We start from the raw sequence: 21,289 nt of genomic DNA, 5'->3' as shown, positions 1-21,289 counted from the left end.
CCAATGTAGGATGGTCTCCTGACCCTGGCAGGAGGCCACCTCATGTACGAGCCGAGCCGCACCAAGTCGGTCGTCCACCGCATGGGCGCCGCCACCGTCGACTACCCGCACCGCAGCCGCAGCGAAGCCCTGGACGTGCAGCTCGCCGGGCACCTCGCGGCCCTGCTCGCCGTCACCGACGAGCTCGGCCTCGACGAGGCCGCCGCCCGCATCGCCACGCAGGTCGCGCGGCTGCGCGGGGCCCAGCCGGTCCGCGCGCCCCGGTCGGACGTCGCCTCGGACACCACGGACCTGCACCAGCGCGCGCACGACCTCGCCGCCCGCGCCCTGCTCGTCGCCGCGTCCCGCGCCGACACCACCGTCGCGATCCTCGCCGCCGAGCGCATGGACGCGCACGCCGCCGCCCTCACGTCCCAGGACCTGGCCGGCGCCCTCTGACGGCCCCGGTCCGGGGCCGCGGAGGCTCCGGACCGGGCGCCATACCCCTGCGGCGCGCCCGGCGGACAAACCCCGGCCCCCTCGCCACCCCGGGCCGAGCCCGCCACGCGCCCGGCGCCCGGCGCCCGCCGGACGGATCCCCGCCCCGCGAGCCCCGGCACGGCGCCGCGGAGTCCGGCCGGCCTGCCGCACCCTCCGCCGGACCCCTGCGTGACCCGTCGCGGGTGCCTCCGCCGGTCAGGGCCCGCCGCGCCCCGTCGGAACCCCCGGATCGCCCGGGCCTCCCGCGCCCCCCGGCGACCCCTCCGCCGCCCGGACCGCGTCGGCGACCCCGCACCACGGGACCGTCGCCACCGGCCAGACCGGGCCCACCGCCTCGGCGCGTTCCGCCGCCCCCGGCAGCACGCCCGGGACCTTGACCAGGGCCTGCGCGGCGCGCGTGCCCGGGCCCGGGTGTTCCCGGTCGCGGAACTCCACCGTGACGACGTACGAGCCCCGCCCGGTCACCTCCACCGTCGCCGTCACCCGCCGGCTGGCCGGATCCACGCGGCACGCGGTGACCCGCGCCTCCGGCTCCACCTCCACCGCCTCGTTCGGGGACGGGCCGCCGCTGGCCCACACGTACAGCCCCAGCGGGGCGAACACCAGCAGTCCGGCCAGTGTCACCAGGCCGACCAGCCAGCCCTGCCACTTCAACGCGCTCGCGCTCACGCCCATGTCCAGATCCTCCCGGGCGGCCGCCCCTCCCACCAGCACCCACGGGCCCACACAGCATTTCGAAGTGGGACCGCCTGGACACCTGACGTTCATTCAACTCCGCGCGGAATGTGGGTTTCCGTGAGCACGCTGCACCCGTGAGACGCATCCTAGGAATCGTCCTGGGCCTCCTCCTGATCGGCGGCGTCGTAGCAGTCGCCCTCGTGAACGAGCAGGACCCGGAAACGCCGGCAACGAAGACCGTGCGTGGCGTCATCGGCTCGGAGAAGTCCGAATTCTTCCGCGACCCGGACGTCGTCAAGGCCCTTGCCGCCAAGGGCTACACCGTGAAGGCGGAGACCTCGGGCTCCTGGGCGATGGACCAGCTCGCCCTCAAGGAGTTCGACTTCGCCTTCCCCAGCAGCAGTGAGCCCGCCAAGGAGGTCGAGGCCGCCGCCGGGGTCAAGGGCGCCCAGCAGACCAAGACCTTCTACTCCCCGCTCGTCGTCATCGCCCGCTCCAACGCGGCCAAGGTGCTGGCCGACAACGGCCTCGCGAAGATGACCGGCAAGAACTCCGGGACCCTCCTGATGGGCGCCTTCCTCAAGGCGGCCGGCGAGGACCGCACCTGGCAGCAGCTGCCCGGCTCCTCCGCCCACGCCGAGCTGACCGGCACGGTGTTCATCAAGACCACCGACCCGGCCACCTCGAACTCCGGCGCCCTGTTCCTCGCCGCCGCCTCCAACGTGGCGAACGGCGGCACCGTCGTCTCCGACGACGCCGGGGTCGCCCGCACCGCGCCCCTGCTGCGCAAGCTGATCTCCGTACAGGGCGCGCTGGAGCCCAGCACCGACGATCCGTTCCGGGCCTTCATCAGCGGCAGCGGCGAACCGCTCATCCTGGTCTACGAGTCCCAGGTGGCGGCCCTCCTGCTGCAGAAGCAGGATCCCGGCGACATGGTGGTCCTCTACCCGGACACCACGGTCAACACCGCGCACACCTTCGTACCGCTCGGCGAGAAGGCAGCGGAGCTCGGCACGCTCCTCGCGACCGATCCGAAGCTGCGCGAGCTGGTGCTGCGCCACGGCTTCCGCCCGCAGGACGGCGTGCCCGAATTCACCGCCGCGACCGCCCCGCACGCCGCCTACCTCAACCCCGCGCTGACCGGCATCCGCCAGGTCGGCACACCGACCGTCAAGATCCTGATGGCGCTGGCCGACCGCGCCAAGGGGCAGGGGGACACACCGTGACACTGACACCTCCGGAGGACTCCCCGCTCGTCCTCACCGCGCCCGAGCCCGTCGCCCCCGTCCGCAAGGAGCAGGCGGCCGGACTCGTACCGCTCCAGGACGGCGTGCGCGAGGAGATGGCCCGCCGGGCCGGGGAGTACGTCGGCTCGCTCGCCGGGATCGACGCCCGCTCGCCCGAGTTCGCGCAGCGGATCGGCGAGATCGCGGGGCTCGGCTCGGCCGACATCCGCTCCGCCGCCCAGCAGTCCAACCGGATGCTGGACCGGGCCGTGCGCTCGCTGGGCTCCGACGGCGGCGGTGACTCCCAGGCCCGGGTCGCCGGCTCGCTCGTCGAACTGCGCCGCACGGTCGAGGACCTCGACCCGCGCGACACGCCCGCCAAGGGATTCGGCAAGCTGATCTCGAAGCTGCCGGGCGGCAACAGGTTCCGCGACCACGTGGCCAAGTACGCCTCCTCGCAGGCGACCTTGAACCGGATCGTGGGCGCGCTGCGCAGCGGGCAGGACGAGCTGCGCCGTGACAACGCGGCCCTGCACACGGAGCGGGCGCGGCTGTGGGAGACCATGGGCAAGCTCCAGGAGTACGCGGTCCTCACCGAGGCCCTGGACTCCGCCGTGGAGCAGCGGATCGCCGAGGCGGAGCCCTCCGATCCGCAGGGGGCCGACGCGCTGCGCGCGGACATGCTGTTCCCGGTCCGGCAGAAGCACCAGGACCTGCTGACGCAGCTGGCCGTGTGCGCCCAGGGGTACCTGGCGATGGACGTGGTCCGGCGCAGCAACGAAGAGCTGATCAAGGGTGTCGACCGGGCCGCGACCACCACGGTGTCCGCGCTGCGGATCGCCGTGATGCTGGCGTCGGCGCTCGACAACCAGCGCAAGGTGGTCGAGCAGGTCAACACGCTGCGCGACACGACGGAGGACCTGATCCGGGGGAACGCGCGGATGCTGTCGACGCAGAGCGGCGAGATCCAGCGGATCGCGGCCGATCCGGCGGTGGGGGCGGAGACCCTGCGGACGGCGTTCGCGCAGATCTACCAGACGCTCGACGCGATCGACACCTTCAAGGTGCAGGCCACGGAGAACATGGCCGCGACCGTGGAGTCCCTGACGGGGGAGTTGCAGACGGCGTCGGCGTACCTCGCGCGGACGCGGAGCGTCAGTGCGCTCGAGGGCGGTGCCCGGTGAGCCGGCCGCTGCGCGGGGCTTCCCCGCGCCTCGGGGGCGGCCGGGGCTGGATCGCGGCCCTCGCCCTGCTTCTCGGTGCCACCGCCTGCACGGCCGACGCACCGGACGGTCCGAAGCCGTCGGCCTACAAGGAGGGCACCCTGCGGGTGCTGGCCTCCAGTGAGCTGGCGGATATGCAGCCGGTGCTGGACGAGGCCTGGAAGGCCACCGGGGTGAAGGTGGAGCTGACCTGGTCCGGCACGCTCGACGCGGCCGAGCAGGTGGCGTCGGGGAAGGCGGACGGGACGTACGACGCGATCTGGCTGTCGTCCAACGACTATCTGCGGCTGCGTCCCGAGGCCGCGCGGAAGCTCGCCAACGAGACCCCGGTGATGTCCTCGCCCGTCGCCCTCGGCGTGCGGCCGGAGGCGCTGGCGCGGCTCGGCTGGAAGCCCGAGGACGTCACCTGGTCGGCGGTGCACGAGGCGGTGAGCGGCGGGAAGCTCACGTACGGGATGACGGACCCGGTGCGGTCCAACTCCGGTTTTTCCGCGCTGGTCTCGGTGGCCTCGGGACTGTCGGGCGCGCAGGCGGCGCTGACGGACGCGGATGTGAAGGCGGCCGCGCCGCGGCTGAAGGAGTTCTTCGCCGGGCAGCGGCTGACGTCGGGCTCCTCGGGCTGGCTGGCGACCGCCTACGCCCAGCGCGCGGACGTGGACGCGCTGGTGAACTACGAGTCGGTGCTGCTGTCGGTGAACCGGGACGCGAAGTCCCCGCTGACGGTGGTCCGGCCGCGCGACGGCGTGGTCACCGCGCACTATCCGCTGACGCTGCTGACCTCGGCCCCGGCCGGGGCCCGCGAGTCGGGCCGGGCGCTGACGGAGTACCTGCGCGGTGCGCAGGCGCAGCGGGCGATCACGGAGAAGACCTTCCGCCGTCCGGTCGCGGCGGGGGTGGCGCCGGCTGCGGGGCTGGGTGCCGACAAGCGGCGCGAGCTGCCGTTCCCGGGTTCGCTGGCGGTCGCGGACGGGCTGCTGGCCTCGTACGAGAACGAGCTGCGCCGGCCGTCGCGGACGGTGTACGTGCTGGACACCTCGGGGTCGATGTCCGAGGGGGACCGGATCGGGCGGCTGAAGGCGGCGCTCACGGAGCTGACGGGTACGGGGAGTTCGGGAACCGGGGAGCGGTTCCGGGACCGCGAGGAGGTGACGCTCCTGCCGTTCGGGTCCAAGGTGAAGAAGGTGCGGACGCACGTGGTGGAGCCCGGTAATCCGGGTCCGGCCCTGGACGGGATCCGGGGGGACGTGAAGGCGCTGGAGCCGGAGGGGGGTACGGCGGTGTACAGCAGTCTGGAGGCGGCGTACGAGCAGCTCGGCAAGGGTGGCGGGGACGCGTTCACCTCGATCGTGCTGATGACGGACGGCCAGAACACGGAGGGGGTGGGGGCGGGGCACTTCGACTCCTTCTACGCCTCGCTGCCCGGGGACCGCAAGCGCACCCCGGTGTTCGCGGTGCTGTTCGGGGATTCGGACCGCAGGGAACTCACCCACATCACCGAACTGACCGGCGGGCGGCTGTTCGACGCCACCGGCGGGAGCGGTTCGCTGAACGGAGCCTTCGAGGAGATCCGTGGCTACCAGTAGAGCCTCCGGCGGGGCGGCGGGCAGGGCGCTGGGCGCGCGGTTGCTCACCTACCTGGAGTCGAAGAAGAACCTGGCCGGCTCGGCGTGCGGGGTGGCCGGGCTGGGTCTGGGCCTGGCCGGGGTGGGCGGCTCGTACTGGCCGGTGGTGGTGGCGGGGCTGTACGGCGCGGGCGTGCTGATCGCCCCGCCGGAGACGGTGGCTCCGCCGCTCTATCCGGATGCCGCCGAGCAGCTGGGCGTCGTACGGGAGGACTTCGGGCGGCTGCGCGAGTACCTGGCGGAGGTGGAGCTGCCGCCGGCGGCCGGGGGGAAGCTGGCCGAGCTGGTGGAGCTGTACGCGGCGCTGCTGGATCCCGGGTGGGTGGCCGATGCCCTGGCGGCGGATCCGGAGTCGGTGCATTCGCTGTCGCGGGCGATCCGGCTGGACGTGCCGGAGTGCGTGGACACGTACAACCGGACGCGCTGGTGGACGCGGCTGACGCCGGGCGGCGAGTCGCCGGAGCGGCATCTGGAGCGGCAGCTGACGGTCCTGTACGACGAGGCGGAACGAGTGACGGCGGGCCTCCGTGAAGCAGAGGCCCGCCGTCAGCAGACGCACACGACCTACCTGGAGGAGCGCGGACGCTCCTGACAGGTCGTGTGCTGCGGTGGGAACCGCTTGGTCGGGGGCTCCCACAGCGGTGGGACGCCGCTTGGTCGGGGGCTCCCACGTTCTTCGGCGCCCTTGTTCAGGGCGCGGCCCGGCTAGCCCAGGCGCTCCACGAGCGCGTGGTACTGGTCCCACAGCTCCTTGGGGGTGTGGTCGCCGTAGGTGTTCAGGTGCTCGGGGACCAGGGCGGCCTCGTCGCGCCAGATGTCCTTGTCGACCGTGAGGAGGAACTCGAGGTCGGCGGCGGGCAGGTCGAGGCCGTCGGTGTCGAGGGAGGTCACGGTCGGCAGGACGCCGATGGGGGTCTCCACGCCCTCGGCGGTGCCGTCGAGGCGGCCGACGATCCACTTCAGGACGCGGCTGTTCTCGCCGAAGCCGGGCCACACGAACTTGCCCGCGTCGTTCTTGCGGAACCAGTTCACGTAGTAGATCTTCGGGAGCTTGGACTGGTCCTTGCCCTTGGCGACGTCGACCCAGTGGCCCATGTAGTCGCCCATGTTGTAGCCGCAGAACGGCAGCATGGCGAAGGGGTCGCGGCGCAGTTCGCCGACCTTGCCCTCGGCGGCGGCGGTCTTCTCGGAGGCGATGTTCGAGCCGATGAAGACGCCGTGGTTCCAGTCGAAGGACTCGGTGACCAGCGGCACGGCGGAGGCGCGGCGGCCGCCGAAGAGGATCGCGGAGATCGGGACGCCCTTGGGGTCCTCCCACTCGGGGGCGATCGTCGGGCACTGGGCGGCGGGGACGGCGAAGCGGGCGTTGGGGTGGGCCGCCGGGGTCTCGGACTCGGGGGTCCAGGCGTTGCCCTTCCAGTCGATGAGGTGCGCGGGCGCCTCTTCGGTCATGCCCTCCCACCACACGTCGGAGCCGTCCGGGGTGAGCGCGACGTTGGTGAAGACGGTGTTGGCGTACATCGTCTTCATGGCGTTGGCGTTGGTGTGCTCGCCGGTGCCGGGGGCGACGCCGAAGAACCCGGCCTCGGGGTTGATCGCGTACAGGCGGCCGTCCTCGCCGAAGCGCATCCAGGCGATGTCGTCGCCGACGGTCTCGACGGTCCAGCCGGGGATCGTGGGCTCCAGCATGGCGAGGTTCGTCTTGCCGCAGGCGCTCGGGAACGCGGCGGCGAGGTACTTCGCCTCACCCTGTGGCGGGGTGAGCTTGAGGATGAGCATGTGCTCGGCGAGCCAGCCCTCGTCGCGGGCCATGACGGACGCGATGCGCAGGGCGTAGCACTTCTTGCCGAGCAGGGCGTTGCCGCCGTAGCCGGATCCGTAGGACCAGATCTCGCGGCTCTCGGGGAAGTGCGAGATGTACTTGGTGGTGTTGCACGGCCACGGCACGTCCGCCTGGCCCTCTTCCAGGGGGGCGCCGAGGGTGTGGACGGCCTTGACGAAGAAGCCGTCGGTGCCGAGCTCGTCGAGGACGGCCTTGCCCATGCGGGTCATGGTGCGCATCGCGACGGCCACGTAGGCGGAGTCGGTGATCTCGACGCCGATCGCGGAGAGCTCGGAGCCGAGGGGGCCCATGCAGAAGGGGACGACGTACATCGTGCGGCCCTTCATGGAGCCGCGGAAGATGCCCTGGTCCCCCGCGAAGATCTCCTTCATCTCGGAAGGGGCCTTCCAGTGGTTGGTCGGGCCCGCGTCCTCCTCCTTCTCGGAGCAGATGAAGGTCCGGTCCTCGACGCGCGCGACGTCGGAGGGGTCGGAGGCGGCGTAGTACGAGTTCGGGCGCTTCGTCTCGTCGAGCTTCTTGAACGTTCCCTTGGCGACGAGCTCCTCGCACAGGCGCTCGTACTCGCCCTCGGAGCCGTCGCACCAGACGACGCGGTCCGGCTGGGTGAGGGCTGCGATCTCGTCCACCCAGGAGATCAGTGCCGCGTGATCAGTGGGAAGAGTCGGGATGGAAGTGGGAGCCGCGTTGTCGCGCGCCACGATTGCTCCTTGTTGAGGGGTTTGTTTGGTGTAGGCCCCGTGGGGGCTGCGACCCGGACGCTTCGCGCTCCGCTCATCCGGTGTCGACCGCACTCATCTGATCATCCGGTGCGTGTGCGCATATGTCCAGGGGGCCTCTCACGTGAGCATCGCCACGTCCGTCAATCTTCCGTAAAGAGGACTAACGGAAACCTACGGACCCGTAGGTAGCATGGCGTGCATGAATTCTGACGCCGCCGCCGTCCCGGCCGCCGACGCCTCCCCGGTCGTCCGGGCCCTGGAGACGGCCGAGACCGCCCTGGAGGAGAAGCCGCTCATGCGCGGCTGGCTGCACCTCGGGATGTTCCCCGCCGTGGTGGTGGCGGGCCTGGTGCTGATGGCCTTCACCGACTCGACCCGGGCCCGCGTGGCCTGCGGGGTGTACATCCTCACGGCCTGCCTGCTCTTCGGCGTCAGCGCGGTCTACCACCGCGGCACGTGGGGTCCCCGGGGCGAGGCCATCCTGCGGCGGCTCGACCACGCCAACATCTTCCTGATCATCGCGGGAACCTACACCCCACTGACCGTCCTGCTGCTCCCGCCCTCCACCGGGCGCACGCTGCTGTGGGCGGTGTGGCTCGCGGCCGCGGCCGGCATCGCCTTCCGGGTCTTCTGGGTCGGCGCCCCGCGCTGGCTGTACACGCCCTGCTACATCGCCATGGGCTGGGCGGCCGTCTTCTTCCTCCCCGACTTCATGCGCACCGGCGGCATCGCCGTACTGGTCCTGGTGATCGTCGGCGGCCTCCTCTACAGCGTGGGAGGGGTCATCTACGGCATGAAGCGCCCCAACCCCTCCCCCCGCTTCTTCGGCTTCCACGAGGTCTTCCACTCCCTGACCCTCGCGGCGTTCGTGGCCCACTACGTCGGCATCTCGCTCGCCGCCTACCAGCACTGACCGCGGACGGACCGCGTCAGCAGGCGTAGCCGTCGCGGTCCTGGTCCAGGCGCAGCGGGTCGCTGCCGTTGACCTTCATGCGCTTGGGGTACCGGTGGGCGGCCAGCCAGTCGCAGCGGGCCTTCGTCGTCTCCTTCACCTCCGCCGGGAAGCGGGTCGGGACGCACACGCCGGCCGTCCCGTAGTGCCGGTCGCAGCCGGCCACGGTCGGGGCCACGGGTACGGAGTCCCGCTTGGCCGGGTTCGGCTTCGGGGGCCCCAGCTTGTCGGCGAAGGTGTGCTCGTGCGCAGACGGCGGCTCCGCCGTCGCCGCCAGGGCCGAGGGCCCGCCCAGGTGCACCCAGGTCGCGATCGACGGGACCCCGTTCGCGTCGACCGCGAAGAGCATGTACCAGCCGGGCGGCGCCAGGTTGGGGTTGCTGGTGACGTTGAGGTCGATGTTGTTGCCGTCGACCGTCATCGGCAGGTCCACGAACCGCTGGTTGGGGTCGGAGGAGTGCGTGACCGCCGCCGGACGGATCAGCTCCGCCTTGGCGACGGGCCGGTTGACGGTGATCCGCTGTGTGTCCCCGTACACCCACTGGGTGTCGATCACCGAGGTGATCTGCGGGCGCGGGCCCTTGAACAGGTACGGCGGGGTGTAGATCGACACGTTGTGGTTGTAGGTGCCGTTGCCCGGGTTGTCGCCCACCGACATGACCCGGCCGTCGGGCATCAGGAACGACGCCGAGTGGTAGGTCCGCGGGATCGGGTCGGTGGCCAGGCCCGCCTGGTAGGTGTTGGTCGCCGGGTCGAAGAAGGAGGCCTCGAACACCGGGTCGGCCCGGTCGTGGAGCCCGCCGCCGGTCTCCAGCACCTTGCCGTCCGGAAGCAGTACGGCGGAGGCGTACATCTTGCCCTCGGCCCCGGTCTGCGGCCGCTTGCCCGCTCCGGTGTCCACCAGGCCCAGCGGGATGTCAGGGCCCGCCGTGTAGGCGGGGCTCGGCTGCTTCAGGTCGATGATGTCGGTGATCCGGTTCGCCGCCGGGTTGGTCTCGTTGTTGCCTCCGCCGATGGTCAGGACCCGCTGGTCCTGCGCCGGGGGCAGCAGCACGCTCGCCGACTCGTCGCGCTGGTCCTTGTTCCGCAGGCCCGGCACGTCGGTGATGGTGTTGGCCCCGTAGTCGTAGACCGACGCGCCCGTGCCCGGCGTGCCGTTGCCGAAGGTGTGGCTGCCCGAGTAGAACAGCCGCCCGTCCTGCATGAGGATCATCGACGGGTACAGGCCCCAGTACGACCAGGTCTGGTTGACCTCGTTCATCGGGAGCCACTTGTTCTGCGCGGCCGAGAACTTCTCCGCCGTCACGTTGCCCGTCGAGTCCTCCTTCAGGCCGCCGAAGGAGATCACGTCACCGTTGCCGAGGATCGTCGCCGACGGGTACCAGTGCCCGCCGTTCATGTCGTTCGTCCTCGTGTACGTCTCGGTCGCCGGGTCGAAGGTGTACGAGTCCTTCAGCCCCTGGTAGCCGATCGTGCCGTCGGCGGACGGGTAGCCCTTGTTGCCGCTCATGACCAGCACCCGTCCGTCGGCCAGCTGCACGTGGCCCGAGCAGAACATGTCGACCGGGGTCGGGATCGTCCTGAACGATCCGTTCGCCGGGTCGTAGACGGCCGAGGTGAAGGTGCCCGCGTTGAACTGGGCGATGTCGTTTCCCGAGCCCGCGATCAGCAGCACCTTCCCGTTCTTCAGGACCACCGCGTGCATCGAACGCACCGGGTTCTTGGCCGGGATCACCTCCCACTTGCCCTTGGCGCACTCCTCCGCCGTACCGGAGCAGGCGGGCTGCGGCGGCGCCGCGCCCACCTCCTCCAGCGCGTAGTCGTCGGTGGTGAGCGTGCCCACCCCGTACACCGAGAGCCCCCACGCGATCTTGTCGGTGTTCGGCGGTACGACGGGCGTACGGACCTCCGTGCGCGCCCAGCCGGCACTGACCGGCGGATTCTGCAGGTCGGTCCAGTACTGCCAGTTCCCCGTCGTCGCCTCCCGGCGGAACACCGTCACCGAGACGTCCGGGGTGTTCGACTTGTACCAGGCAGACAGGTCGTACTGCTTGCCCGGCGCCACGGCCGGCGCACAGGTGGTGTTCTCGGTGACCAGGGCCTTGCGGTCGCCCTCCACCCGGCGGGTGAGCGAGACCCGCATCGCCTTGGTGCCGCTGTGCGCGTCGGGAACGGTCGCGAAGGTGAAGTCGTTGTCGCCCCAGCCCGATTTGGACCAGCAGGACGGCATGTCGGCGCCGGGTACGCCGGCGGTTTCGAAGCCGGGGTTGGAGAGCAGATTGGGCGGTCCGGCCGTGGCCTGCTGGGGTGCGGTGAGCAGCAGGCCCGCGGTCAGCGCCCCGACGGCCAGCAGGGCGGCCCGCCGACCGGCCCGCCGCCGGATCTTCAGACGCATGGGAAGGTTCCCTTCTGTGCGGCTCAACTCCTGGTGTGACGCCCTGCCTTGCGCGAGGTGCGCGGCAGGTAGACGAGCGCTTCGGTGGCCGCGAACCGCAGGACGAAGGTGGTGACCAGCGCGAGGGCGGTGGCGGGCAGCGCGCCCATGCCGAACTGGGCGACGAAGACCGCGATGAGCGGGATCCGCAGCAGCAGGTCGGCGTTGGCGAGCAGCGCGAAGCGGCCGATCCGGTCCGCCCAGTGGCGGTGGCGGCGGCGGTCGCGGAACAGCAGGGTCTCGATGAGGAGGAAGTTCCACAGGACCCCGGCCTGGTTGGCGACGATCTCGGCCGGGAGGTAGTGCATGCCGCCGCGGGTGAGCAGCCAGAGCGCGGCCAGATTGGGGACGAAGCCGGTCAGGCCGATCAGGCCGAAGCCGACCAGCCGGGCCAGCGGGGTCGCGGAGCGCAACGAGGCCAGGTGGGCCAGGAAGCGCATGCCCTCGCGGGCGGTGGACTTCGATGCGCCGGAGTAGCGGTCCTGGAAGACGAAGGGCACCTCGGCGACCTTCGCGGGCCGGCGGGGCGCACCTCCCGGCGGTGGCTGGGTGGGCGCACCTCCCGGCGGTGGCTGGGTGGGGGCACCTCCCGGCGGTAGCTGGGTGGGGGCACCTCCCGGCGGTAGCTGGGTGGGGGCACCTCCCGGCGGTAGCTGGGGGCGGACCGCCAGCTCCAGCAGGATCTTGTAGCCGAGCGGTTTGAGTGCCTCGGCGGTGACCATCGAGCGGCGCATCGCGAAGAAGCCGCTCATCGGGTCGCTGATGCCGCGCAGGGCGCGCGGGAAGAGCGCCTTGGTGAGCCAGGTCGCGGCGCGGGACACGGCGATGCGGTAGCCGCCGGCGAGTCCGGCCCGGCTGCCGCCGCTGATGTAGCGGGAGGCGACGACGAGGTCGGCGCCGGTGCGTATCCCCTCGCCGACGAGTTCGGGCACGAGGTGCGGCGGGTGCTGGAGATCGGCGTCCATGACGACGACCCAGTCGGTGTCCGCCCGTTTGAACCCTTCGACGACGGCGCCGCCGAGGCCGCCCTCGGCGGTCTCCCGGTGCAGGACGGACACCGGGAAGGGGTGGTCGGCGGCGGCCTTCTCGATGACGGCCGGGGTGTCGTCCGTGGAGTCGTCCACGAACAGCACCTCGCAGGGCAGCTGCTCGGGGTCGGGCAGCGCCTCGGCGAGCCGGCGCAGCAGCTCGGCGATGTTCCCCGCCTCGTTGAAGGTCGGGATGATCAGGGTGACGCTGCCGGCCACCGCCTGCGGAAGGCCGAGGTCCGGATCGATCGGGGCATGCAGGGACCACAGGTCCTCGCTCATGGTGGCTCAGCTCCCACTCTGGCGGTCGGCGGGGGTGCCGGGGGCGGCAGGGTCGCCGGGGGCGGTCCGGTCGGTGCGGCGGATCTCGATGCGGTCCTCGCCCGAGCCGAAGACGGCGACCACCGTCGAATGCTCCAGCGCGGCCTGCACGTTCGGCAGGTCCACCGCGTCACGGCGCACGGTGGGCGAGGAGACCACGTAGTCGATGTCCCGCCAGCCGCGCGGCAGCGTCCTGGTGACGGCCGGGTCGAGGTCCGCCTTGTAGAACCAGATGGCGCCGAGCCCCGGCTCGAAACCGTGGTGCACGGCGTCCAGCCACAGCGCGTCGTCCAGCAGCACCCGGGTGCGCGCCGGGTCCTCGACCTCGCTGCCGAGCCAGGCCGCGGCCTGCCGGTAGGGGGCGTTCGCGTCGACGGTGAGCGCCGTGCGGTTGCCCTCGTACCAGCGCGGCAGCACGTACACGGCGGCCGCCGCGGCCAGTACGCCGATCATCGCCCAGCGCGCGTACACCAGTTGCCTGCGCTCGCCCGGCGAGCGGCGGCGGCGGAGCACGGCGTGCGTGACGCTGGCCGCGCCCCCGGCCAGGACGAGGGCGAGGAAGGGCAGCGCCTGGATCACGTACATCGCCGGGAGGTAGCCGGAGGGCCGCATCGCGACGAGGGCGAGGATGACGGCGGCGAGCGCGGGGCCGGCGAGCGCGCGGGCGGTGACGGACCATCGAAGGGTCACGAGCAGGAGGACGGCGCCGGCGAGTCCGCCGAGCGGCAGGACGGTGTCGTAGTACAGCCAGGACCGCAGGACGCCGTTCGAGCCGGAACCGGGGTCGAGGATGAATCCGGATCCCTCGCGGCCCATCTGGTAGGTGATGCCGTCGATGAGGGAGACGTGCCCGGAGCCGGGCAGCAGCTCGCCGTTGAGCAGGGCGAACAGCGGGTAGGCCAGCCCGATGAGCGTGCAGGCGGTGATGGCTCCGGTGACGGCGAACTTGCGGGTGTCGCGGTGGCTGTGGCGCCACATCGTCACCAGCAGCGCCGGGAGCACCACCAGCATCGTCTCCTTGGTCAGGACGGCGGTGGCGGCCGCGAGCCCGGACCCGAAGTGGTGCCACAGGTGGCGGCTGGGTGACGCGGCCAGGCAGAAGGCGAGCAGGATCCACATCACCGCGAGGTTGTCGAGGAAGATCTCCCGCTGGAGGACGACCGAGAGCGGCGAGAGCCCGAAGAGGGCCATGGCCAGCCCGGCCGCCCAGCGCGGCAGCCACAGCCGGCGCGCGAGGACGTACATGAGCACGGAACTGGCGGCGGAGACGGCCAGCATCGCGAACCGCATCGAGGCGACCGTCATCGATTCGGGTACGAACAGCGAGGGCAGCCAGGTGAGTCCCGCGATCTGGATCCAGCCGAGGGGCGGGTGGTCGTACCAGTACGTGTAGTGGGCGAGGCCGTCGCCCTGCTGGACGGCCCACGCCTGGGCGAGGTAGGTGCCCTCGTCGTCGCTGAGGGTCGGGAAGTGGGTGATGTTCCAGCCCTGCACGAGGACGATCACGATCAGCAGGGCCCCGCACAGCAGCAGGTCGGGGCGGGAGGAGCGGAAGCGCACGAGCGGGCGGACGGGCAGTGCGGTCGGTCGGACGCCGGGGGCGCCGCGCTGGGCGGGGACGCGGGGAGCGGTCTCGGTGGCGGTGGCGGTGGTGGTGGCAGTGGCCTGGGCGGTCGCGGTCGCGGTGGCGGTCGCGGTCGTGTGCGCGAGGGCGCCCGGCTGGGGATCAGTGGCCGTGGGCAGGGTGGCGGTCACTGGTTGCCGTCCTCTCGGATCGCTGTGGCGGCCGGCGCGCCGGTGAGGTGGGCGCCGGTGTGGCTGGTCAGTTCCCACTCGCCCTGGCCGCGCTGTTCGCGCCAGACCGCGCGGATCGCCGCGCCCGCGAGCATCACCTGGTAGAACGGGCCGCCGACGACGAGCTTGACGTAGTGCACGAAGCGGACGCGCAGTCCGTACTGCCGGCCGAAGTCGTGCAGGCCGACGATCTCGAAGACGAAGGTCACCATCGCCGTGAGCATGGGGAGGAAGGTGATGATCGCGATGCCGACCGGTACGTCGAGGAAGACCGCGACGGCGAAGTTGAGCGGGATGATCACCCCGGACGCGGCCTGCATGAACGGGGTCATCAGCGTGTAGCGGGCGAGCCAGCGCTGGCCGCGGCCCGGCAGCTGCTGCCAGTCCTTCTTCCGGTACACCTGGAGGAAGCCCTGGTTCCAGCGGGTGCGCTGCTTGAGCAGGCTCACCAGGGAGCCGGGCGTCTCCTCCCGGGTGACCATGTCGGAGTCGTACGCGACGACCACCTTCTTGCCGACCGAGGACAGCCGCACGCCCAGGTCGCAGTCCTCGGCGAGGCAGTCCTGGTCCCAGCCGCCGGCCTCGCGGAGCACCTCGGTGCGTACGAAGACGGTGTTGCCGCCGAGCGGGATGAAGCCCTTCTCGGCGTGCAGGTGCAGGCGGGAGCGGAACCAGAAGAAGTACTCCAGGCAGTTGCGCAGGCTGTACCAGCTGGAGTGGAAGTTGATGAGCTGGACCCCGCCCTGGACCACGTCCGCGCCGGTGGAGCGGAAGGCGTGGTCGACGTGGGCGAGCAGCTCGGGGTGGACCTGGTCCTCGGCGTCGAAGACCCCGACGATGTCGCCCCGGCAGGTCGGGAGGGCGGTGTTGAGGGCCTTGGGCTTGTTCTTGGTCTCGTGGTGGTCGACGACGACCCGGACCCGGGCCGGTGCCTTGGCGGCGGCGCGCTCGGCGACTTCGGCGGTCCCGGGGTCGTCGTGCCCGACGATCACGATGATCTCGTAGTCGGTGTGGCTCGATTCGAGGAGCCGCTCGATGGTGTGCTCCAGCACCGCCTGCTCGTGGCGGGCGGGCAGCAGCAGCGAGAAGGCCAGCGCGCCGCCGCCGTCGGGGCGGTCGAAGCGGGTGGAGGCGAGCACCTCCGGCGTCCGCCAGGCGTGCATCTGCCACCAGAGCGTGAAGGCGGCGATCCCGAAGAGTGCCAACGAAATAACAGAAATGAACACAGAGGTGAACAAATTGTCCCCCCGGACATGCCGCAACCCCCGGCGGCGATCGTCAAACCCCCCGGAGGCTCACGGCGGGCCCCCGGCCCGCCGCCTCCGCTTCCCCCTTGCGCGCACCCCCCAGTGCGCCATCTCGGTGTCTCCCGGAACGGTGACTCTCGAAACGCGACTCGCGAACGACACGAGATTAGACAGTGAACATGACACTCAGGCGCAGCACAGATAAAAAGCCGGTTTCTTCATCGATATATCGGTAACCGGAATTGACGGTACTCCGGGTACTTCAGGGACGAACCGTACCCAACTGCTCTGCCAACTCGACCGGATCCGTCGTAGGCCGCGCGCAGACGAAATGTCGACACACATACGCCGTCGGAAGGTCGTGTACGAGTGTGCGCTCGGTCAGCAGGGGGAACTCCCCGCCGCTGCCGTCCTCCGCGAGCGGCAGGCCCGTCGCCACGACCGCCCCAGGAGCCGTCCCCAGCAACGCCGTCCGGTGCAGCGCCGCCCGCGCCGGGTCGTCCGGGTGCCCGACGACCGCCACCTCCCGCGGCCCGTCCAGCAGCGCCTCGGCCACCGCCAGTCCGTGCCCGATGAAGCGCGGGGCGCGCGGCCCGAGGGCGTGTACCACCCCGAGCGCCCGCTGGGCCGCCGTACGGTGCGCCTCCGAACCGGTGTGCGCGGCGTACGAGAGCAGGGCGCCGGCCGCCGCGGTCCAGCCGGACGGCGCGGCCGTGTCGGTCGGGTCCTGCGGGCGGCGGATCAGCTTCTCCGCGTCGTGCGCGGTGTCGTACAGCGAGCCGTCCTCGGCGGTGAACCGGTCCAGCACCAGGTCGACGAGGAACCCGGCGAACTCCAGCCAGACCCCCTCCCCCGTCACCGACGCCAGCGCGAGGAACCCCTCGGCCACGTCGCCGTAGTCCTCCAGCACGCCCGCGTTCGCGCCCACCTGGCCGTCCTTGCTGGTCCGCGCCAGCCGGGCCCGGCCGTCCATGTGCACGCGCACCAGCAGATCGGCGGCCTCGGTGGCCCGCTCGACCAGGTCGGGCCGCTCGAAGAAGGCCCCGCACTCGGCGAGGGCGGCGACGGCGAGCCCGTTCCAGGCCGCGACGACCTTGTCGTCCCGCCCGGGCGCGGGCCTCGTCTGCCGGGCCGCGAACAGCCTCGCGCGGATCGACGCGATCCGCTCGGCGTCGGCCGCCGGACCGTCCTGCGGCAGCTGGAGCACGGACTTCCCGTGCTCGAAGGTGCCCTCCTCGGTCACCCCGAAGTACCCGGCGGCCAGGTTCCCGTCGTCCTCGCCGAGCACCACCCGCAGCTCGTCGGGGGTCCAGGCGTAGTACGCCCCCTCCACGTGCCGGCCGCTCGCCGGGTCCTCGCTGTCGGCGTCGAGCGCGGAGGCGAAGCCGCCCTGGTCGGTGCGCAGCTCCCGCACCATGAAGTCGGCCGTCTCCAGCGCGACCCGCCGCGCGAGGTCCGAGCCCGTGGCCCGCCACAGGTGCGCGTAGACCCGGCACAGCAGCGCGTTGTCGTAGAGCATCTTCTCGAAGTGCGGAACGACCCACTCCCGGTCCACGGAGTAGCGGGCGAACCCGCCGCCGAGCTGGTCGTAGATCCCGCCCCGGGCCATCGCCTCACAGGTGTCGGCGGCCATCTGCAGCGCGCCCTCGGACCCGGTGCGGGCGTGGTGGCGCAGCAGGAACTCCAGCACCATGGACGGCGGGAACTTCGGGGCCCCGCCGAATCCGCCGCGCGTGGCGTCGTACTCCCGCGTCAGCCCGAGCAGTGCCTGGGCGAGCTCCTCGGGGCCGGGCGTGCCGGCCTTCCCGTAGTCCAACTCCCGCCCGGCCAGGTCCCGTACGATCCGCTGCGCGACCTCGGCCACCTCCTCGGGCCGCCCGACCCAGGCGGTCCGCACGCCTTCGAGGACCTGCATGAAGGAGGGCATGCCGTGGCGGGGCTCGGGCGGGAAGTAGGTTCCGAAGTAGAACGGCTCGGCGTCCGGCGTCAGGAACACGGTCATCGGCCAGCCGCCCTGCCCGGTGGCGGCCTGCACGGCCTCCATGTAGACGGCGTCGACGTCGGGGCGTTCCTCGCGGTCCACCTTGATGTTGACGAAGTGCTCGTTCATGTAGGCGGCGGCCAGCTCGTCCTCGAAGGACTCATGCGCCATCACATGGCACCAGTGACAGCTGGAATAGCCGACGCTGAGCATGACGGGCACCCCCCGCTCCCGCGCCTGCGCGAACGCCTCCGGCGACCACGGCCACCAGTCCACGGGGTTGTCTGCGTGCTGGAGCAGATACGGCGAGGTCTCGTTCTCGAGGCGGTTCGGCATGGGGACATCCTGCCGCACGAGATCGGATCGGCGCCGAAGGAGCGGGACCAGGTCGCGGGTCCGGCAGGTTTCGCCTCCCTCTGAACTAGCTCAGATTCCCTCGCGCTCGCGGACGTCCCGACGGACACTTGTGGCACGTTGCCGGAGATCTCCGAGGGGGAAGCCGATGCGGGACAGCCATCGCAGTGAGGCAGAGCGGCTGTTGGAGCGGGCTGTGGAGGAGGAGGCGCGGCGGGCGGCGACGGGTGCGCCGCTGGACCGGGCGGCGCTGCTGGCCCGCGCGCGGGAGGCGCTGGACGCGCTCGCCGTGAGTGCGGATCCGGAGTACGAGGCGTACGTGCGGGCCCTGGACGAGGCGGCGGCCGGGGACCAGTCGCTCGGCGAGGCCTTCCGGCAAGGCAGCACCTCAACGGCCTTACTCGTCGCGGCGGTTGCGGGCGCAGCGGCCGTCGGGGCGGATCTGGCACTGGGCGTCGCCGCCGGTACGGCACTGACCGTGGGAGCGGTGACGGGCGTCGCGGGGGCGGTCGCGACCGTGGCCAAGGTGACGGCCCTTCACCTGCCCGCGGCGAACCGGCGGGCCGGGGAACGCGGCCGCCCGGGCGGGCCCGAGCAGCTCAGGCTGCAATGGCTGTCGGCGCTGGAAGTGCGCGGCATACGGCCCTTCCTGGAGCAGCAGCGCGCGGTGACCGCAGCCGCGCGGGCCCCCCGTACACCGCCCCGCGGCGCCCCGCGGCTGCGCGGTACGGACCGCAGCGCGGAGGCCCGGCGGCGCAGCGCCCTGGAGCAGTCCTTCGGGCAGCTTCCGCAGCCCTCGGACCCCTTCGCCGGCCGCAAGGCGGAGCTGACCCGGATCGCCCAGTGGGTGCAGGCGGCCCGCGCCAGCACCGAGACCCGCCCGGTCGTGGTCGTGCTGCACGGCGAGCCGGGCGTGGGCCGGACCGCTCTGGCCCTGCGGGCCGCGCACGCGCTGCGGGACCAGTTCCGCGGCGCCTGCCTGGTGGACCTGCGGGGCGGCTCACCGGGCGGCGGCGGGGCACCCCTGTCGACGCGCGAGGCCCTGCTGCACCTGCTGAACCGGCTCGGCGCCCCCCGCGAGCAGCTGCTCTTCCGGGAAGGCGCCACGGCGGAGCAGCAGGTGCGCAGGCTGGGCGAGCTCTACCACCAGCACCTCCAGGGCCTGCCGGTGACCGTGGTGCTGGACGACGCCGTGGACGCGGCGCAGGTCCGGACGCTGGTGCCGGAGCGGTCGGAGAGCCTGGTGCTCGTGACGGCACGGGGGCCGCTGGAGCTGCCCGCGGACCTGGCGGCCTGGGTGCACCAGCTGCCGGTGGAACCGCTGGCCGAGGCGGACGCCGTCGAGCTGGTACGGGCCGCCGCCCTGCCCGTGGACGCGGACGCGGCGGCGGTGGTGGAGCGCGGCGGCGGACTCCCGCTGGCGCTGCGGATGCTGACCCCGCCGGCCCGCGCGGGCCTGGTGCCCGCCGCCGGACCCGGCCACCCGGTGGAGCTGGCGCTGCGGGCCGCCGACGCCCGCCTCGACGGGCCGGCCCGCCGGCTGCTGCGGCTGCTGCCGCTGGCCGGGCGGGCCTCGCTCGGCGGCGCGGCCGCGGCCGCGCTGGCCGACGTACCCGAACAGGCGGCGCTGCGCGCGCTGGAGGAGCTGTGCGAGGCGGGCCTGATCGAACGGGTGCGGGGCCAGCGGTTCCGGATGCACGACGCGGTGCGCGCGTACGCGGCGGAGCGGCTGGCGGCGGAGGAGGACCGGGCGGAGGCGGCGGCCGCGCACGAGCGGCTGATCCGCGCGTACGCGCAGCTGGCGGACTCGGTGATCCGGATGGTCGACGGGAAGATGTCGACGCGCGCCCACCAGTTCGGCGTGCACGGCTTCACCTCGCTGGACGCGGCCCTGCGCTGGCTGGACGACGAGTCCAGCTTCATCACGGCCGCGCTGCGGCACTCGGAGGGCGTGGACCAGCAGGCGGTACTGGACCTGCTGGGCGCACTGTGCGATTTCTGCCTGCTGCGCGGGGACCTGTACCGGCTCGGCGAGATCAACGAGCTCACCCAGGCGGTGGAGGCGGGCCGGCAGGGGCGGCTGGTGCGGTCGGTGCAGTGGCGCACCGGTATCGCGGCGCGGCAGCTCGGCGAGCTGGACAAGGCCCGCACGACGCTGGCCTCGGTGGTGGACCAGTACATGGAGGCCCACCAGGAGGCGGGGGCGGGCATGGCCCTGATCTCGCTGGGCATCACCCTGCACCACCAGGGCAACCTGCCCGAGGCCGCGGCCCGCATCCGGGAGGCGCTGGTGCTCCAGGAGCCGCCGGAGCTGGCGGGCGACCGCGCGTGGGGCCTGCACGCGCTGGCGGCCGTGGAGCGCGACCGGGCGCACCTGGCGGAGGCGATGGCGCTGCTGGAGCGGTCGCTGGAGCTGCACCGGGAGAACGAGAGCGTGCACGGCGAGGCGTGGGCCCACTTCCAGCTGGGCCAGGTCTTCCTGCGGCTGGGCGACGTGAAGCGGGCGGAGGCGGAGCTGCGGCGCGCCCTCGACCTGTACGGGCGCACGCGCGACGACCGCGGTCAGGCCTGGGCGCTGACGCAGCTGGGCCGCGCCCGGGTGGTCGACGGGGACCCGGGCCCGGCCCTGGAGCGGCTGCGCGACGCGCTGGCCCGGCACCGGGAGGCGGAGGACGCGCGCGGGGAGGCGTGGACGCTGTACTACCTCGGGCAGGCGCTGGAGGAGGGCGGCGAGCGCGATCAGGCGGTGCGGGAGCTGGAGCGGGCCCGGACGATGTTCTCGCGGATGCGGGACGTGTACGGGCTGGCGCACGCACGGCACCACTCGGGGCGGGTGACGCGCGACCAGCGGGCCGCGCAGACCGGCAACCTGAGGAACTCCGGCTTCGCCCGGCAGCTGCTGGTGGACGCGCGGGCGGACTTCCGGCGGATCGGGCTGGCCCACGGCGAGGCGTGGACCTGCCTGGAGCTGGCGGTGGTGGACGCGGGCAACGCCAGGGTGGCGCAGGCGCTGGGCCTGTGCGAGGAGGCGGTGCGGCTGTTCATCTCGTACGGGGACCGGCGCGGGGAGGACTGGGCGCGGTTCCTGCGCTGCACGATGCTGCCGTACACCGGTTCCGCGGCCCCGGCGGTGCCTGCGGTGCCGGGCGCTCCGGAGGAGGCGCGGTCCGAGCTGGACCGGCTGGCCGGGTCGCCGCATCCGGCCCGGGACGGGCGGCTGGAGGACTGCCTGGAGACGTACGCGGTGATCCTGGGCCGCGGGGTGGACCCGGCGGAGGGCTGGCAGGCGTGGCGGCTGGGCCTGGTGCCGAACCTGCACTCGCGGGAGATCATGGGCGTCCCGCTGCTGCCGCCCGCGTGACGCGCGGAGACCGCCGCCCCGCCCGG

At 72.5% G+C, this 21,289-nt stretch carries 14 protein-coding genes; 7 read left to right on the top strand and 7 right to left on the bottom strand.

Going from position 1 to position 21,289, the window contains the following annotated elements; genetic code table 11:
- Window positions 1–42 precede the first annotated feature (42 nt).
- On the top strand, window positions 43–438 hold the full coding sequence (locus ACTVZO_RS26260; RefSeq protein ID WP_443300698.1) for an SCO4983 family protein: 396 nt from the start codon (window positions 43–45) through the stop codon (window positions 436–438).
- 237 nt (window positions 439–675) lie between these two features.
- On the opposite strand, the gene ACTVZO_RS26255 is transcribed toward ACTVZO_RS26260, so the two are convergent.
- On the bottom strand, window positions 676–1,155 hold the full coding sequence (locus tag ACTVZO_RS26255) for a hypothetical protein (protein ID WP_443300697.1): 480 nt from the start codon (window positions 1,153–1,155) through the stop codon (window positions 676–678).
- A 137-nt stretch (window positions 1,156–1,292) separates the two neighbouring features.
- Between ACTVZO_RS26255 and ACTVZO_RS26250 the strand changes: the two genes are divergently transcribed.
- The 4 genes from ACTVZO_RS26250 to ACTVZO_RS26235 are packed head-to-tail and all read left to right on the top strand — an operon-like array spanning window position 1,293 to window position 5,821.
- Complete coding sequence (locus ACTVZO_RS26250; protein ID WP_443300696.1) at window positions 1,293–2,384, top strand: hypothetical protein; 1,092 nt, start codon at window positions 1,293–1,295, stop codon at window positions 2,382–2,384.
- Window positions 2,381–3,568, top strand: a complete 1,188-nt coding sequence (locus ACTVZO_RS26245; protein ID WP_443300695.1) for a toxic anion resistance protein — start codon at window positions 2,381–2,383, stop codon at window positions 3,566–3,568. The genes ACTVZO_RS26250 and ACTVZO_RS26245 overlap by 4 nt, the downstream gene beginning before the upstream one ends.
- Window positions 3,565–5,190 carry a substrate-binding and vWA domain-containing protein gene (locus ACTVZO_RS26240; protein WP_443300694.1) on the top strand — a complete coding sequence of 542 codons (1,626 nt, stop codon included), beginning with the start codon at window positions 3,565–3,567 and terminating at the stop codon, window positions 5,188–5,190. Before ACTVZO_RS26245 ends, ACTVZO_RS26240 begins: the two co-directional genes overlap by 4 nt.
- Window positions 5,177–5,821, top strand: a complete 645-nt coding sequence (locus tag ACTVZO_RS26235) for a hypothetical protein (protein ID WP_443300693.1) — start codon at window positions 5,177–5,179, stop codon at window positions 5,819–5,821. Before ACTVZO_RS26240 ends, ACTVZO_RS26235 begins: the two co-directional genes overlap by 14 nt.
- 113 nt (window positions 5,822–5,934) lie before the next feature.
- Here the strand turns inward: ACTVZO_RS26235 and ACTVZO_RS26230 are convergent, their stop codons facing one another.
- Entirely contained in the window at window positions 5,935–7,770 is a 1,836-nt protein-coding gene (locus tag ACTVZO_RS26230; RefSeq protein ID WP_443300692.1) for a phosphoenolpyruvate carboxykinase (GTP), read from the bottom strand.
- A gap of 316 nt (window positions 7,771–8,086) precedes the next feature.
- Between ACTVZO_RS26230 and trhA the strand changes: the two genes are divergently transcribed.
- A complete protein-coding gene (gene trhA / locus ACTVZO_RS26225) occupies window positions 8,087–8,704 on the top strand; it encodes a PAQR family membrane homeostasis protein TrhA (RefSeq protein WP_443303270.1) in 618 nt (205 codons plus the stop codon).
- A 16-nt stretch (window positions 8,705–8,720) separates the two neighbouring features.
- Here trhA and ACTVZO_RS26220 read toward each other — a convergent pair whose 3' ends face one another.
- From ACTVZO_RS26220 to ACTVZO_RS26200, 5 genes are all read right to left on the bottom strand, one after another.
- Window positions 8,721–11,138 carry a galactose oxidase-like domain-containing protein gene (locus ACTVZO_RS26220; RefSeq protein WP_443300691.1) on the bottom strand — a complete coding sequence of 806 codons (2,418 nt, stop codon included), beginning with the start codon at window positions 11,136–11,138 and terminating at the stop codon, window positions 8,721–8,723.
- 23 nt (window positions 11,139–11,161) lie between these two features.
- Window positions 11,162–12,487 (bottom strand): glycosyltransferase, encoded by a 1,326-nt coding sequence (locus ACTVZO_RS26215; RefSeq protein WP_443300690.1) that lies wholly within the window; start codon window positions 12,485–12,487, stop codon window positions 11,162–11,164.
- Between the two features lie 6 nt (window positions 12,488–12,493).
- Window positions 12,494–14,281 (bottom strand): ArnT family glycosyltransferase, encoded by a 1,788-nt coding sequence (locus tag ACTVZO_RS26210; protein ID WP_443300689.1) that lies wholly within the window; start codon window positions 14,279–14,281, stop codon window positions 12,494–12,496.
- The gene (locus ACTVZO_RS26205) at window positions 14,278–15,558 is read right to left on the bottom strand and encodes a glycosyltransferase (protein ID WP_443300688.1); all 1,281 of its coding nucleotides are present in this window, start codon (window positions 15,556–15,558) and stop codon (window positions 14,278–14,280) included. Before ACTVZO_RS26205 ends, ACTVZO_RS26210 begins: the two co-directional genes overlap by 4 nt.
- A 271-nt stretch (window positions 15,559–15,829) precedes the next feature.
- Complete coding sequence (locus tag ACTVZO_RS26200; RefSeq protein WP_443300687.1) at window positions 15,830–17,884, bottom strand: thioredoxin domain-containing protein; 2,055 nt, start codon at window positions 17,882–17,884, stop codon at window positions 15,830–15,832.
- A 166-nt stretch (window positions 17,885–18,050) separates the two neighbouring features.
- On the opposite strand from ACTVZO_RS26200, the gene ACTVZO_RS26195 reads away from it, so the two are divergent.
- Window positions 18,051–21,263: a tetratricopeptide repeat protein gene (locus ACTVZO_RS26195; protein WP_443300686.1), complete on the top strand. Its 3,213-nt coding sequence runs from the start codon at window positions 18,051–18,053 to the stop codon at window positions 21,261–21,263.
- Window positions 21,264–21,289 lie beyond the last annotated feature (26 nt).

It is taken from the genome of Streptomyces sp. IBSNAI002 (assembly GCF_052244475.1).
In the GTDB taxonomy this organism is placed as follows: Bacteria; Actinomycetota; Actinomycetes; order Streptomycetales; family Streptomycetaceae; genus Streptomyces.
This window is presented reverse-complemented; position numbering and strand designations above follow the sequence as displayed.